This is a genomic window from Paraburkholderia phenoliruptrix, from assembly GCF_019511605.1.
Lineage (GTDB): Bacteria > Pseudomonadota > Gammaproteobacteria > Burkholderiales > Burkholderiaceae > Paraburkholderia > Paraburkholderia phenoliruptrix_A.
This window is the reverse complement of record NZ_JAEUAV010000013.1, coordinates 21,667-36,096: the sequence shown is the minus strand read 5'-3', so window position 1 is coordinate 36,096 and position 14,430 is coordinate 21,667. Positions and strand designations below refer to the sequence as shown.

The window sequence follows — 14,430 nt, the reverse complement described above, 5'->3', positions numbered from 1 at the left end:
ATTCGCGAGCGCGTCTCGCGCAGACCACAGATCAATTTGGCTTATCCGGCGAGAGACCGGCATTCAAGGAGACAGACGATGAAATCGTCGAATCAGGCGGTGTACGCAACAGCGCTCGGCGACGCCGGCGCACTCGGTTTGCCTGCGGGCAGCGGCGCGTCGGCGGACAGCCGCGCCGAGGAAATCGCACTGGGCGGCGCGCGCATCTCGGCGCGGCTCGACCGCCTGCCTGCCACGCGTTCCATCTGGAAGCTGGTGATGCTGCTGAGCCTCGGCCTCTTCTTCGAACTGTACGACCTGATGTTTTCCGGCTATATCGCGCCCGGACTCGTGAAGAGCGGCATTCTCTCAGCGACCACGCGTGGCCTCTTTGGCACCAGCGGCGTAGCGAGCTTCATTGCGGCACTATTCGCGGGGCTTTTTGTCGGCACGGCCGTGTGCGGCTTTCTGGCGGACCGCTTCGGGCGGCGCGCAATCTTCACGTGGTCGCTGCTCTGGTACACGGCGGCGAACATCGTCATGGCGTTTCAGGACACGGCGCTCGGGCTCAACGTGTGGCGCTTCATTGCGGGCATCGGCATTGGCGTGGAAATCGTGACGATCGGCACGTACATCTCCGAACTCGTGCCGAAGCATCTGCGCGGCCGTGCGTCCGCCTGCTCGCAGGCGGTCGGTTTCTGCGCGGTGCCCATCGTCGCGTTTCTCTCGTATCTGCTGGTGCCGCATCAGTACTTCGGCCTCGAAGGCTGGCGGCTCGTAGTGTTGACCGGCGTGGTCGGCGCAGTCTTCGTGTGGTGGATTCGCCTCGGTTTGCCCGAGAGTCCGCGCTGGCTTGCGCAAAAAGGCCGCATCGACGAAGCAGATGCAATCATGACGCGGCTCGAAGCGCGAGTCGAGCGCGAATACGGGCGTGCGTTGCCGGAGCCGGCCTTGCCCGAGCCGGTGCGGGCGCGCGCTGTGTTCCGCGATCTGCTCGTGCCGCCGTATCGCAAGCGCACGCTGATGCTGATCATCTTCCACGTGTTTCAGACAATGGGTTACTACGGCTTCGCGAACTGGATTCCGACGTTGCTGATCAAGCAGGGCATTACCGTGACGACGAGCCTGATGTACGCGAGCATCATCGCAATAGCGGCGCCGCTGGGTCCGCTGCTGGGCTTGCTGATTGCGGACCGCTTCGAGCGCAAGACCGTGATCATCTGCATGGCGGCGGTGAACGTGGTGTGCGGGCTGCTCTTTAGCCAGGCACGCGAGACGGTGCTGCTTGTCAGCCTGGGTGTGTGCCTCGTGCTGGCCGGCAATATCATTTCGTATAGCTATCACGCATATCAGGCCGAGCTTTTTCCAACCAGCATACGGGCGCGCGCAGTCGGCTTCGTCTATTCGTGGAGCCGCCTCTCCGCGATTTTCTCCGCGTTCGTGATTGCGGCATGTTTGCGGGAGTTCGGCGTGCCCGGCGTGTTCGCGTTCATCTGCAGCGCAATGGTGATCGTGATGCTGGCCATCGGCACATTGGGACCGAAGACGCGCGACGTCGCGCTGGAGGACATTTCGAAGTAGAGCGCGTCGCGCGGGAACCCTGCCCGCACCAGCAGATCGCGTCAGCCGGCCCATGCCTCGACATGAAAGCGCATGGGTTAGCTGACGCTTTTTTATGCTGTCGCTTTGCCTTGCGACGATCATCCTTACATCCAATGTGCGCTAACGCTCGCTTATCTCCGCCACTGCTGCGGTACGCTCATGAGGCCGTTTGGATCGGTGACGGACAACCAGCGCAGATTCGCGTGACGAGTGGGCGATAGCGCTCACTTCACAGCCGAAGAGGTCTTGGCCTTGGCGCAAATTTGCAGGATGTTCGGTGTAACGTTTTCTGGCGACAACAGCCGGCGCACCAGCTTACCGGCGAGTCGCGGGTTTCGGAAACGACGCGCGCCGCTGCAGGCACGCGCCATATACCAACTATCGGATGAGGGCGCCACGTGAGCCGCAGTTCACGAGACGAGCTCATCTGGCCGCTGCAAGGCGGGCGGTCACTAGAGAGATAAATCGTGAGGATTCTTCAACTGGTTCACGCACCACGATTGTCCGGGGCAGAAGTACTCGTAAAAGGTCTTGCCATTCACCACCAGCGGGCCGGGCATGATGTCTGTATGACATCGCTGCTGCCGCAGCAGGACGATTTCGCCGATATTCGTGCGGAGCTCAATGCGGCCGGCGTGATGTGCCGCTTTCCCGGCGTGCGCCACGGCCGCGTCGGCAAACTAATGCACCTGTACCGGGTGGTGCGCGAGTTTCGACCCGATTTCATCATTGCGCACGCCACGCTGGCGGCGCTGTATGTGCGCCTGCTGCCGGTGCAAACGCCGATTGCCTGGGTGATGCACTCGGGCGTCAACGACTTCGAAAACGGCGCGCTCAAGCGGGCGGAGCGGCTGCTGTCGCGCCGGGCGAGCGCCGTTATCGGCGTATCGCAGCAGAATATCGACGACTACATGCGCGAAATCGGCAAGCATCCGTCAATGGTTGTGATTCCTAACGGTGTGGACGCGTCGCTCTTCGCCGCGAACGAGGCTTCGCCCTCGCGCGACAGCGCGGTGCCGCCGAAGCAAATTGTTCAGCTCGGCCGGTACATAGAGGGAAAGAGCCAGCTCGATACGGTTCGCGCATTCCAGCGCGTGCTGCAGGTGGAGCCGGATGCGCGTCTGCTGCTGTGCGGCGTAGTCGAAGAGCTCGATTACCACCGCGCAGTGGTCGAGCTCGTCAGGCAGCTTGGTCTCGAAAGCAAGGTCAGCGTATGCGGACCGCGCTCCGACGTTGCCGCAGTGTTGCGCTCGTCGCGTGTGTTTGCGATGCCCTCGCGCTTCGAAGCGCAGAGCATTGGCTTTCTCGAGGCACTGGCGTCCGGCATTCCGGTAGTGGCAAACCGTATTCCTTCGTTCGGTTTTGCGAGCAACTTTGCCGGCGTGAGTCTGGTCGACACGACCGACGCACAAGCTTACGGCCATGCGCTCGTCAATGCACTGAATACGCCGCGCGCGCATCGGCAGCTTGCGGGTTATACGCTGCATGACACCGCGGACCGCTACATGTCCATCGTGCGCAAGTTTGCGCAGCCGCTGCGAGTATCTGCCTGAAAGTGATCGACCGGCCGCGCGGGCGTTATTGTCGTTATCGCCGTTATCGCCGTTATTGCGTAAGCCGGTCGATTCGTACTGTCTCCGAGAAAAGCCCCGGCATTTCGCCCAGGTCCTGCGGCGTGCCTGCCGCGAGATTGCCTGTCAGCGGATAGCGTGACAACGCCGGAGCGCCTCCTGTGAAGTAGAAATCGCCGAGCGTGGCGTCCATCCTCCGGAAGACCACGAGCGCCGCGCCATGCTTGTCCTGCACATAGGCAGGAAACACATCCGACCATGACATGCCTTGTAGCGAAGCCACCTGCACGGGCACGGCCGTCGGGTTGACAATGTCGAGCGAGGCGATGTCGATCAGCGCCCCGGCGTCCGTGCCCACGAGACGCGGGGTGAGCAACATGAGCGAGTCGGGATGCTCGCCGTGCGCGGCAGCAATGGCCGCTTTGACGAAGCCGGGTGCGAAATCCGCCGGCAACATCCTGCGTTCGCCGATGGTCATGCGCCCGGCGTCGTTCGCAATCACGCTGACCGATACGCGTTGCTGCACCGCCTCGAGCGCGATGAGCGACGAGCGCGAACCTGCCTTGCCGAACGGCAGCAGCATGGCGTTTTGCGCGAGGCCAGTCGCTTCGGCGGCGCGTGTAGGCGCGGTGCCTGTCACACCGTTCGACGATGCAATCCACAAGTCGAGGCCGCGATCGGTGCGCTTCTGTGCAATCAGCACACTGGCTCTGTTGGTTCCGGTGAAGTCGGCGGCCACGTATTGCTGCGTCAGTTCGGGCTTGAATGCGGGGCTCGTTTGCAGCCACAGGCGCGGCGCCTCGAAGCGATCGCCCGCGCTGCGCAGCAGCCAGAACGCGGTGCCGTTCTCGCGCGCGGTCACGACCATCAGATCCGCCTTGCCGTCGCCATCGAAATCGCCGAGCAGAAACCGCGCGCTGTCAAAGCAGAGCGTGTCGCCGGCACAGCTCGGTGTGGTGGCGCGCGGGTTGAACGGCACCGAAGCCGAATACCACAGCGCAGGCGCCTGTTTCTTTTCGAGCGACGCTGCATAGACCCCGAAGCCGGGACCGTCATGCTGTCTTTGCACATAAACGGCGGACGTGGCGCCTGTGCCTGTCACGTCGCCATACATTGCGGTGGCGAGCCGCAGATCGTTGGCTTGGATGCGCTGCGTCGTTGCCCAGCGGTAGCGCGTGGTGAGCGAGGTGCAGCCGCGCATGGTCAGCTTGCCGCGATTCTCGCCCAGGCAGTGACGCATTGGCGTATAGACGAGCCCGAAGTCCCACGGCGTCCACCGTTGCGCGATATCCCACTGATCGCAGCTTTCCGCGCGTAGAAAACCGTCGCGTTCTGCAATGCATTGCGACGTGGCCACGCTCACCAGCGCAGCATTGCGCGCGTTGCCGGGATAGGCCGTGACCGGTTCCCACCGCCATTGCTGTGCTGGCGATCCATTGCATGCGGCGAGCGTAGGTGCCTCGCCGATCCCGTTGGCGCTTACACAGCGGTTCGTCGCAACATTGAATAGCTTGACCGGCCGCGCCTCAAAGTCCGGCGCGCGGCGATCGCTGCGGTCCGCGAACGCATAGCGTCGCGCGATCCAGTTGCCGTCCCATTGGAACTCGCCGAATACATGCGAGGACTCGCTGCCGTCGATAGCAAAGTAGCTCGCGACGATATCGCGCTTGCGTTGCACTTCGGCGGCAGGAAGGTTGCCTGGCCAGCCGCCGGTCGGGTATGTGACGTGATAGACGATCGGCACGTTCTTGTGAAGCGTCTGCGCAACATGACGCGTAATGCGCGCCGCAAAGATGTGGTCCGGATGCTCGATGAACGGTACGGTGTCCGGATTGAGCGTGTAGATCTGCGACGCCTCTGAGAGGATCGACTTCAAGGTGGCTGACAGTGCACCCCTGTCGTATTTCATGCGCGCGGAACCGTCGGTGTTCATGGGGTAGGTGGACAGCGTGGCGCGCTGTTCCCATAGCAGGCTGAGCGGCTCGCGGCCGCCGCGCACGCCGCCACCGGGCAGCCGCAGTTCGAGCAGGCGAACCTGCGGCTTCGCCTTCAATACCATTTGATGCACCAGCTTGCCGGCGACCTCGACGTTGGACTCGTCCCACACGTCAGGCACGCCGGCCATGCGTGCATAAGCGAGCCGCGAGGCCTGCTCGCGCGTCAGCACATAGGAGAAGTTCGCGCCGTTTGCGCCTCCGATCAGATGCACGGTGGTGATACACCATCCCGCATCGAGGCGCTCGCTAATCGCGGGATCGATGAAAAGCAGGTCGTCGTCGAGATGGGCAACCACAGTGACGAGCGTACCCGCGTTGCAGTTCGCCGCGCGCGCCGCCGCCGGAAACAGAGTCAGGGAAAGCAGCGCGATGAGCGCAACGCATGCACTCCGCGCAAGCCTCTTCGCCGATAATCGCATGTGGATTCGAGCCGTTATGTTTGGCCCGATCATACTTTAATGATCTGATGTTCTGACGTTACCGGGCTAACACTGCGGCCAATTACGCAAGCCTGCATCTCGCGCATAGGCGGGCGCATGCGGCGGTATCAGCGGAAATAGGCCTTGGTGTTGTCGTGCACGTCATCGCGTACCAGTAATTCGGCGGGCGTGAGCCATAGGTAGCCGTTGTGCTGATCGAGCCGGCCGAGTCGTTGCGTGTCCGCAAGCGACAACGCATAGGCCAGCACGATGTAATGCGTCGAGACGCCAGACTCGCCTGCAAAGTTGTCGCTGTAGTGATGCTCGAAGACGCCCTCGAATCGCGCGGACGAACGTGCGAGCCTCGGCACGCCGAGTTCGGCATCGGCAATGCGCGAGAACGCGGCGTCGAGTGTCTCGTCCTTGAGAATGCGGCCGCCCGGAACGAACCATGTGCCCTGCGCAGGCCGGTTGCGGCGGTGGCCTATCAGAATGCGTCCGTCAGGATCGCTAACTATCAGGTCGATCGAGACGAGTGGTGTGAGACGAACAACGTCAAGGAAGTCGAGCTGCGTCAGCATATCCATTCCTGAGCGTGGGCGTTGTGCCCCGTGGTGGTGTTAATGGCGCGAGCGGCTAATCGTCGCCGCGGTTGTTGTCGTCGCGGGTCAGAGCGGCTTGAGCGCGTCGAGACAGATGCTAACTTCAGCGATGGCGGTTGTCTGTGCGCTACCTAGCTATCGCGCCTGTGGCATGGCGAGCCGGACCGCTTGCGGCTTGCGGCGTCGGCTCGGCTTTGTCACGCACGACGTAACCTTCCGGTGTGGTGACCGCGTCTTTGAATACGTCGGCGTTATTTGACACCACGTATATGGGCGCAGGGGACAGCGTCAGGTTCGCGACGCCGTCGCGATACGGAACGATGGACGCGTTGCCCATCATGTCCAGCGCCGTCACTTCGCCGCTCGTGCCTCGCGCGTCGACCCGCAAGCGGTATTCGGCACTTTGCCCCGCGTTGAATCCGCTTTTAGAACTCCACTTGTCGTTGTCGTGAGTCCATAGCGCAGTGACCACCTTGCCGCCGCCAAGCCGGCGAAACGCGTAGGCGTAGATGCCGTTTGGCAAGCCCTTGAGCGGCCCGAGCGTATTCGTTCCGTCGACAATGCGTGTCATGGCCGCCACCGCGAGCGCCGCGGGCTTTGGACTGATGCGCGTCGGACCATAGGCGCCCTTCGGGTGCTCCAGCTCGAAGAACAGGCCATATCCGGGCGCCGCGTCCGGCATGTCCGCGAGGTAGAACACGTAGGTCATGTCGGCACCTTCGCCGAGCAGAATCAGATGCGTGCGCGCGACCACCGCGGCCTGGGCGTACAGCACGTCGGCGTTCGGATAGCTCTTGCCATACGATTGGCCGATGTCGTAGCTAATGCCCGTTTCGGTGACGAACAGCGGCGCGCCAGGCTTCAGGTACTGCCGCATTTCGTGGCGCAACGCGCGCATGGACGCCGCGAGCGCGCCTGGCACGGTGCCTTCGTTGCGAGGGTCCGTCGCGCGCTCCGGCGGATGCGACGGTGTCGTGCCGATGTCGTAATAGCCGTGCACGGTCATACCGTCCATATAGCGGCCGATGCCAAGCGGTCCCAGGCGGCGCATCCACTTCACATTGCCCTGCACGGACGAATATGTGAGGCCCATCACTACCGCATGCGCGTCCGTCCGGTGGATGCCTTCCCAGACCGCCTTATACATCGCGATGAAATTGGCGTCGCTATCGCGCCACGGCAATCCGCCGTCCGCGTCGGGCTCCCACGTGACCTGATAATAGTTGTCGCGCTGCGTCGGGAAGTAGGTGCTGCGAACGCGATTCGACTCCGTACCGACCTTTGCCATGTACTCCTTCATCTGGGCGAGCGAAGTGGGCGCGTAGCTGTGGGTTTGTGTAGACGTCGGGCTCGCCCATTTGGGAATGCCGTCCAGCTGGATCAGACGCATGATGTCGCCGCGCTGCAAGTAGGGCGCGAGCTGCTTCGTTGCGGGATCGAAGGTGCCGGACTTGTCGGGCTCTTCCATGTACCAGTTGCGGTTGTCGTTCGCCCACGTGAGACCGAGCGCGGTATAGACCGGGCGGTAGCCGTCGCCGTCGCAGCAATGCTGGCCGGGCGCGAGATAGGCGGTGCCCTGGCCGCCGAAGCGATGCAGGTCCTGGTACGGAAAGCGCACGGCCGGCAATGCGGCCGCGGTGTCGGGCAGCACGCCGAAGGTGGCAATGCCCGCGGGGCGTGTGCCGCGCGATTCCAACTGACCACGTGCCGCCTGGAGCGATGCCGACACTGCAAAGTAGCCCGTCACTGTAGAGGTGCAACTGAGCGTCGACGATATCGCGCCGGCTGCAACGTTGAAGCTGCCACTTGCGCGCACTACATTCCATGTGTCGCGTATCTGCCAGTTAAGCGTGTCGGATTGCGGCGCCCGCGTCGTGAAGACAAGCGAGAACGGCCTGGATGCGGCGAAAAGGCGCGTGCCGTCGCCGGGCGTATCGGCTTCGACCGGATCGCCACTGGAAGCCGCGCGTGTTTGCGACGAGGGCGCAACGCAGCTCAGGCTCGGGCGTTGACCTTGCGACTGCGCCTTGGTATCGGCACGCACCGCCGATGCGCCCGCAGCGGCGGATGCCGCTTCGCCCCGAGTCGCTGAAAAAGCGAGCGCTGCGGCCATCAAAGCGGCGCGAGGTATCGGTGCGTGCATCGCCCGTTGGATCATCAAGCTTCGCAGTCCCCGGTCCTTGCTCGAAATCGACATATGTTTCCCCGTACCGTTAGTGTCGCGTCGCGTCGCGTCGCGCGATCGTCGTCAAACTGCTAGTTCACCAGGCCAGAGCCGCCTTGCGATAGCGTCCGTTGCCATCTGTTGGGCCAGACACATAGTGCATTTCGGCAATCCGCTGGCGGTTTTGGACCGTCTCTCGCGTTGCGAACGGCGCCCTGGGTCCGTCAATTGCACTGCCGCCTTTACGGCTGTTATTCCGATGTTTCAGGACTGAAACATTAATCGCCGTATTTATATTCATTGCGTGCAATTAGAGGAAATTAAATAACCGAAACGGCCTCTGAAGTGCCTATATTAGACACTGCTTCGCGTTATTGAAGTGCGCGCTGCCTATCATCAGCCGGAATAGACGCGACAAGTTCCGCAGGAAATACAGGGGCTGGTGAAAAACTTCGTCGCAGGCGGGCTCTCCCGGAGAAATCTGCTTTTTTACCGCCAAATCGCCTTACGATCAGACTGTAAGCCCCCTTTTTTGAGTAGCGATGCAGTGTGCGGTGGCGAACGAAATCGGCTTTGGGTTTGCACTAACATTCGCACAACGCCAATTCAATGATATGTGGAATCGGCAATTAATTCAGTGCAATACGGTGAAGGCGGAATATCCGTAAATCACTGACAGGCCACTCCCGTGAATGCGCCAACATGTCAGCACTATCGGTCATGGCGGCTAAATACTGGACGGGTGGTGGCTATGATGCACTGCTCAGAGTCGGCCCCGGCGTGGCCGTTGATGGTGAAAGTAAATCCGTTTTCTGGTGAGGATAGCTATGACCTGCGCGAGTCTCGAGTCTGCCATGCTGCGTTGGGGGCACGTCCCGAACAAAGGCATGCGTCGCATCGCGATACTGATGTTCAACGACTGCTCGCTGCAAGGCGCCGGCGTGGTAGCCGAGGTATTCCAGGCGGCGAACGAACTCGCTTCTTCGGCCCCGGGTGGTTGCTCCTATGAGGTGTGCTTTCTGTCCGCGGACGGTGGCATGGTGACCTCGTCGTCGGCTCTGCGAGTATGGACCGATGGACTCGACGCAAGACATTACAACGGTTTCGACGCGCTATACGTGGCCGGCGGGAAAGGCGCAATTGCCGCCGCGAAGGACGAGCGCCTGATTGCATGGCTGCGCCGCGTGCGTCACAACACCGGCATGATTCGCCCCATCGCGGAAGGGCGCGCGCTGCTCGACGCGGCCTATGCGCCGGAAGCAATGGAGCGGCACGAATTGCGCGAGGCGTCGAAAGCGCCGCGCCAGACGGAACAGGCCGCCGACGCGGGCGACCGCCTCGAGTCGATGCGCAGCGCCCTCGCCATGATCAAGCGCGACCTGGGCGCGGCCACCGCCCGCACGGTTGCTGAACGTCTGCTTGCCGATTCCTGTTCGAACCTCGCGCCGCTTCTGAGCGATGACGGCGCGCTCACGCCGGGCGACAAGGTCCGCGCAGCAGCGCGCTGGCTGCAGGAAAACTGCCAGCAGTCCATTTCGATTGCGGACGCCGCGCAGTTTGCCGCAATGAGCGAGCGCAACTTCCTGCGCCGCTTCAAGATGGAAATGGGCATCACCCCTTCGAGTTTTCTGCTGCATGAGCGTCTCGCGGTGACGTGCAGTCTGCTCACCGAGTCCGAATTGCCGGTCGACAAAATTGCGCGCCGCACCGGCATGGGCAATGGCGACCGGCTCGCCAAGGTGTTCCGCAAGCGAATGAGGATCTCGCCTACCGAATTCAGAATACAAAGCCGCCGCATGGTGGGCCAATAGCGTCGACGGGGCCAGCCTGAGGCCGTCTGCGTTTCTGCAAACGGTCTTTGGTATCTGTCCGGATGGATTGAAAGAATCATAAGGATTGCAAATATGTTGAATCAGGGAGCTGGAAACAATACGTCGCCCCATGCCGGCGACGACGCCGACGGCGCGCGTTGCACGCGCATCGTCCCGGTCATTCTCGCGGGCGGCTCGGGTACGCGGCTGTGGCCGGTCTCGCGCGAGAACTACCCGAAGCAGCTGATCGACGTGGTCGGCTCCGATTCGCTGCTGCAAGCCACAGCACGACGCATGAACGGTTTTCCGGCGGGCTGGCAGGTCGATGCTGCGCCGATCATCGTATGCGGTGAAGAGCACCGCTTCGTGATCGCAGAGCAGCTTCACGAGAACGGTGTAGAAGCGCGCCTCGTGGTCGAGCCCGCTCGGCGCGATACGGCGCCCGCACTGACGCTCGCTGCATTGCATGCGTGTGCGCAAGGCGAGGACGGCATTCTCGTCGTGATGCCGGCGGATCATTCGATTGCCGACCTCGACGCTTTGCAGGCGGCGTTGCAAAACGCGGCACATTACGCGCAACGAGGCTCGATTGCGACGCTTGGTGTGCCGCCGACGCGGCCGGATACCGGCTTTGGCTATATCCGCATTGGCGCGGCGCTCGGCGACGGCGCTCATGCTATCGACGGCTTCGTGGAAAAGCCTGCCGAAGAAATTGCGGCGCAGTACGTGGCGGCCGGCACCTACTGGTGGAACAGCGGCATCTTCATCCTGCGCGCGAGCGTGTGGCTCGACACGCTCAAGCGTTTGCAGCCGGAGATGCACTCGGCCTGCGAGCGCGCGTTCCGTGACGGCCGCAGCGAAGGCAGCTATTTCCGTCCGCTCGTCGATGCATTTCTCAGTTCGCCGGCCGATTCGATCGACTATGCCGTGATGGAGCGCCTGACCGAAGCTGCGGACGAGTCGCGCGAGGCCAACGGTGCCGCGCCCGCGGGCGTGGTCGTCAGGCTCGAAGCCGGCTGGTCCGACCTCGGTTCATGGGACGCCGTCTGGGCTGCGATGGAAAAAGACGCCAACGGCAACGCGGGGCGCGGCCGCGTGACGTTCGAGGGGGCAGTGTCGAGCTACGCACATTCGGAAGGGCGCCTCGTTGCATGCGTCGGCACGACCAATGTCGTCGTGGTGGAAACCGCCGACGCCGTGCTCGTGGTGGACCGCTCGCACGTGCAGGACGTCAAGGGACTCGTGTCGCGCATCAAGGCGCAACACGCGCCGGAAGCCGATGCGCATCGCAAGGTGCACCGTCCTTGGGGCTTTTACGATTCGATCGACCACGGCGAGCGTTTCCAGGTGAAGCGCATTGTCGTGACGCCGGGCGCGCAGCTTTCGCTGCAACTGCATCACCATCGCGCCGAGCATTGGGTGGTCGTGCGCGGCACCGCGCTCGTCACGCGAGGCGACGAGCAGTTCTTGCTGAGCGAAAACGAATCGACGTACATACCGCTCGGCACGCGTCACAGGCTGGAAAATCCGGGGAAAGTACCGCTCGAGATCATTGAGATCCAGTCGGGCACCTATCTCGGCGAAGACGACATCGTGCGATTCAACGACAACTACGGCCGCTGTTCATAGACAGCGGAGCCGGCAGGTGTCGGACGGCAATGGCCAGTACGAGGTAAGCAAAATGCGCAGGTTTCAGGATTTGCTCGCGCGAATGTTCGATGTCGCGCTGGTGCTCGCGGGTGCGGCGGTGGCGTCGCAAATCCGCTTCGACGACCTGGCTCAAGCGGGGTTCTATTGGGCGCTGGTGATGTTTGCGGCTGCGTTTGCGCTCGCGATTTTTCCGGCGTTCGGCGTGTATGAATCGTGGCGCGGCCGCTCGAAGCTGGCGCTCGCGGGCCAGGTGTCGCTTGCGTGGCTGATCGTGCAGGGCAGTGCGCTCGTGCTCATGTATTCACTGCATCGCAGCGACGCCGTCTCGCGCTTGTGGTTTTCGTACTGGACGGCGGTGACGGGCGGACTGCTGATCTCGTACCGGCTCATTACGCATGCGGTGCTGGCGCGGGCGCGCGGCGCGGGTATGAATCTGCATCAGGTCGCGATAGTGGGCAGCGGCTCGCAATGCGATGCGCTGATTCGCCGGATCGAATCGGCACCCACCACCGGTTTTCGCGCGGCGGCCGTCTATAACACGAGCCCGCAAGACTCGCCGGTGACAAGCGCAGGGGTGCCTGTTTTCGACAGCGTGGATGCGCTTGCCGACTACATCCGCACGAACGATGTTCACGAACTGTGGCTGATGCTGTCGCTAGCGGAAGAGCCGCTCATCTGTTCGCTCGTCGGCGAGTTCCGTGACGACCTGGTGAATATCCGCTTCATGCCGGACGTGCGCAGTCTCGCACTGTTCGAAGGCAGCGGCGTGATAGAGCTGCTCGGTGTGCCGGCGATCAACCTGGTTGCGTCGCCGCTGTCGGCGAGTTCGATGCTGAAGAAAGAGATCTTCGACCGTCTCTTTGCAGCGGCCGCGCTCATCTGTCTTGCACCGCTCCTGCTGGCTATTGCCATTGCGGTCAAGGTTTCGTCGCGTGGGCCGGTGTTGTTCAAACAGAAGCGCAAGGGCGCCGATGGACGCGTCTTCACGATCTACAAGTTCCGTTCGATGCGTCTGCATACCGAGGAAAAAGGCTCGCTCAAACAGGCGACGCGCAACGATCCGCGCGTGACGAGAGTCGGCGCGTTCCTGCGCCGCACGAGCCTCGACGAACTGCCGCAGTTTTTTAACGTTTTGCGTGGCGACATGTCGGTCGTGGGACCGCGTCCTCATGCGCTCGAGCACGACGACCTCTATCAGAAAGTGGTCGCGGGCTATATCAATCGCTATCGGATCAAGCCGGGCATTACGGGTTGGGCGCAGATCAACGGCTTTCGTGGCGAGACCGACCGCATCGAAAAGATGGAGCGTCGCGTCGAACATGACCTGTATTACCTGGGCCATTGGTCGTTCGCACTCGACATGCGGATTATCGGCGCGACGATTGTCGCCGGACTGGTGCATCGAAACGCTTACTAGTTGTTAACAAAGCACGCAAGGCGGTGCCTCTTTCCGGGGACATTCGCTCTTGCGCAAGGAGGAAAAGTTATGAGCTCGCTTGGTACACGCACGGGAAGTCTCACGGTTTTCGCCATCGCTGCACTGCTTGCGGGCTGTGCCGCCGCTCCCGGCCAGCGGATGGAAACGCCGGCCACATTGCAGGAGACGGGCGGCGATTTCAGCACTGAACCGTCACAGCAGCAGACAGTGCCGATTACCGATATCAACCTGTCGCTCCTGCGCAAGATGCACACGGAGCAGGCTGCTGCCCCGTTGCCGCCGGCCACGCTCGCGCTGTTCGGCAAGCCGGGGCCCTACAGGGTTGGTCCCGGTGACGTGTTGCAGATCGTCGTGTGGGATCACCCGGAACTCGCGGCGGCGCTCGGCCAGCCCGCGCAGAATGCCAAGTCTTCGGATGCGGCCTCGGGCTTTCTGATCGACGAGAAGGGCGACGTGCAATTCCCGTATGCGGGCACGGTGCACGTGGCCGGCAAAGACGTCGGCACGATCCAGAAGGAACTGTACAACCGCTTGAGCAAGGTGTACCAGAAGCCGGAAGTGACCGTGCGTGTGGCGTCTTTCCGCAATGCGCAAGTGTTCGTGGATGGCGAAGTGCGCACGCCGGGCGCTCAGTCGCTCAACGACATCACGATGACGCTCACCAGCGCGATCAGCCAGAGCGGCGGCTTCAGCCCGAATGCCGATCGCAGCCGAGTCGAGCTGATCCGCAACGGCGTCACGTATCAGCTGAACATGGACGACCTGCTCAAGCGCGGACACAACCCGTCGAATATCTATCTGCAAGCGGGCGACGCGATACGCGTGGCCTCGCGCGAAGACAGCGGCGTGTACGTAATGGGCGAAGTGAACAAGCCGGCCACCGTCACGCCGATGCGCAACGGTTCGCTGACGCTTTCGCAGGCCATTTCGGACAGCGGCAGCTTCGACCAGGCCACGGCCAGCACGCGGCAACTGTTCGTGATCCGCAATTCGACGAGCGAATCGCCGCAGATTTATCACCTCGACGCATCGTCGCCGGTGTCGATGATCCTCGCCAATCAGTTCGAACTGCAACCGAAGGACGTGGTGTACGTGGGCCAGGGCGGGCTGGTTCGTTTCAACCGTATCCTGAACCTGCTGCTGCCCGCGATCAACGCGGCTGTCACAGGTGTCGTGGTAGCGAAGTAACAACCGTAT

Annotated in this window: 9 protein-coding genes; 6 read left to right on the top strand and 3 right to left on the bottom strand. The window is 62.4% G+C overall.

From position 1 onward, the window contains the following. Window positions 1–78 precede the first annotated feature (78 nt). Window positions 79–1,560, top strand: coding sequence for an MFS transporter (locus JNB89_RS17475; protein ID WP_220363114.1), 1,482 nt, complete (start codon window positions 79–81; stop codon window positions 1,558–1,560). A gap of 488 nt (window positions 1,561–2,048) precedes the next feature. Continuing rightward, complete coding sequence (locus tag JNB89_RS17470; RefSeq protein ID WP_220363113.1) at window positions 2,049–3,134, top strand: glycosyltransferase family 4 protein; 1,086 nt, start codon at window positions 2,049–2,051, stop codon at window positions 3,132–3,134. 52 nt (window positions 3,135–3,186) lie between these two features. On the opposite strand, the gene JNB89_RS17465 is transcribed toward JNB89_RS17470, so the two are convergent. The 3 genes from JNB89_RS17465 to JNB89_RS17455 form a co-directional block, all read right to left on the bottom strand. Further along, window positions 3,187–5,568 (bottom strand): RICIN domain-containing protein, encoded by a 2,382-nt coding sequence (locus tag JNB89_RS17465; RefSeq protein WP_220363112.1) that lies wholly within the window; start codon window positions 5,566–5,568, stop codon window positions 3,187–3,189. Between the two features lie 128 nt (window positions 5,569–5,696). Continuing rightward, the gene (locus JNB89_RS17460) at window positions 5,697–6,149 is read right to left on the bottom strand and encodes a GDP-mannose mannosyl hydrolase (protein WP_220363111.1); all 453 of its coding nucleotides are present in this window, start codon (window positions 6,147–6,149) and stop codon (window positions 5,697–5,699) included. A 148-nt stretch (window positions 6,150–6,297) separates the two neighbouring features. Continuing rightward, complete coding sequence (locus JNB89_RS17455; protein WP_220363110.1) at window positions 6,298–8,367, bottom strand: hypothetical protein; 2,070 nt, start codon at window positions 8,365–8,367, stop codon at window positions 6,298–6,300. A 794-nt stretch (window positions 8,368–9,161) separates the two neighbouring features. On the opposite strand from JNB89_RS17455, the gene JNB89_RS17450 reads away from it, so the two are divergent. The 4 genes from JNB89_RS17450 to JNB89_RS17435 all read left to right on the top strand — a co-directional run bounded on the left by JNB89_RS17450 (window position 9,162) and on the right by JNB89_RS17435 (window position 14,421). Next, complete coding sequence (locus JNB89_RS17450; protein ID WP_220363109.1) at window positions 9,162–10,145, top strand: helix-turn-helix domain-containing protein; 984 nt, start codon at window positions 9,162–9,164, stop codon at window positions 10,143–10,145. 93 nt (window positions 10,146–10,238) lie between these two features. Beyond that, the gene (locus JNB89_RS17445) at window positions 10,239–11,774 is read left to right on the top strand and encodes a mannose-1-phosphate guanylyltransferase/mannose-6-phosphate isomerase (RefSeq protein WP_013338178.1); all 1,536 of its coding nucleotides are present in this window, start codon (window positions 10,239–10,241) and stop codon (window positions 11,772–11,774) included. Window positions 11,775–11,826: 52 nt separating this feature from the next. Beyond that, the gene (locus tag JNB89_RS17440) at window positions 11,827–13,212 is read left to right on the top strand and encodes an undecaprenyl-phosphate glucose phosphotransferase (protein WP_220363108.1); all 1,386 of its coding nucleotides are present in this window, start codon (window positions 11,827–11,829) and stop codon (window positions 13,210–13,212) included. A gap of 69 nt (window positions 13,213–13,281) precedes the next feature. Next, a complete protein-coding gene (locus JNB89_RS17435) occupies window positions 13,282–14,421 on the top strand; it encodes a polysaccharide biosynthesis/export family protein (protein ID WP_013338180.1) in 1,140 nt (379 codons plus the stop codon). Window positions 14,422–14,430: the final 9 nt, after the last annotated feature.

Coding starts and splice junctions, on each gene's coding strand:
- JNB89_RS17460 (WP_220363111.1), bottom strand. CDS start 6,149: ATGCTGACGCAGCTCGACTTCCTTGACGTTGTTCGTCTCACACCACTC.
- JNB89_RS17465 (WP_220363112.1), bottom strand. CDS start 5,568: ATGCGATTATCGGCGAAGAGGCTTGCGCGGAGTGCATGCGTTGCGCTC.
- JNB89_RS17475 (WP_220363114.1), top strand. CDS start 79: ATGAAATCGTCGAATCAGGCGGTGTACGCAACAGCGCTCGGCGACGCC.
- JNB89_RS17445 (WP_013338178.1), top strand. CDS start 10,239: ATGTTGAATCAGGGAGCTGGAAACAATACGTCGCCCCATGCCGGCGAC.
- JNB89_RS17455 (WP_220363110.1), bottom strand. CDS start 8,367: ATGTCGATTTCGAGCAAGGACCGGGGACTGCGAAGCTTGATGATCCAA.
- JNB89_RS17450 (WP_220363109.1), top strand. CDS start 9,162: ATGACCTGCGCGAGTCTCGAGTCTGCCATGCTGCGTTGGGGGCACGTC.
- JNB89_RS17440 (WP_220363108.1), top strand. CDS start 11,827: ATGCGCAGGTTTCAGGATTTGCTCGCGCGAATGTTCGATGTCGCGCTG.
- JNB89_RS17435 (WP_013338180.1), top strand. CDS start 13,282: ATGAGCTCGCTTGGTACACGCACGGGAAGTCTCACGGTTTTCGCCATC.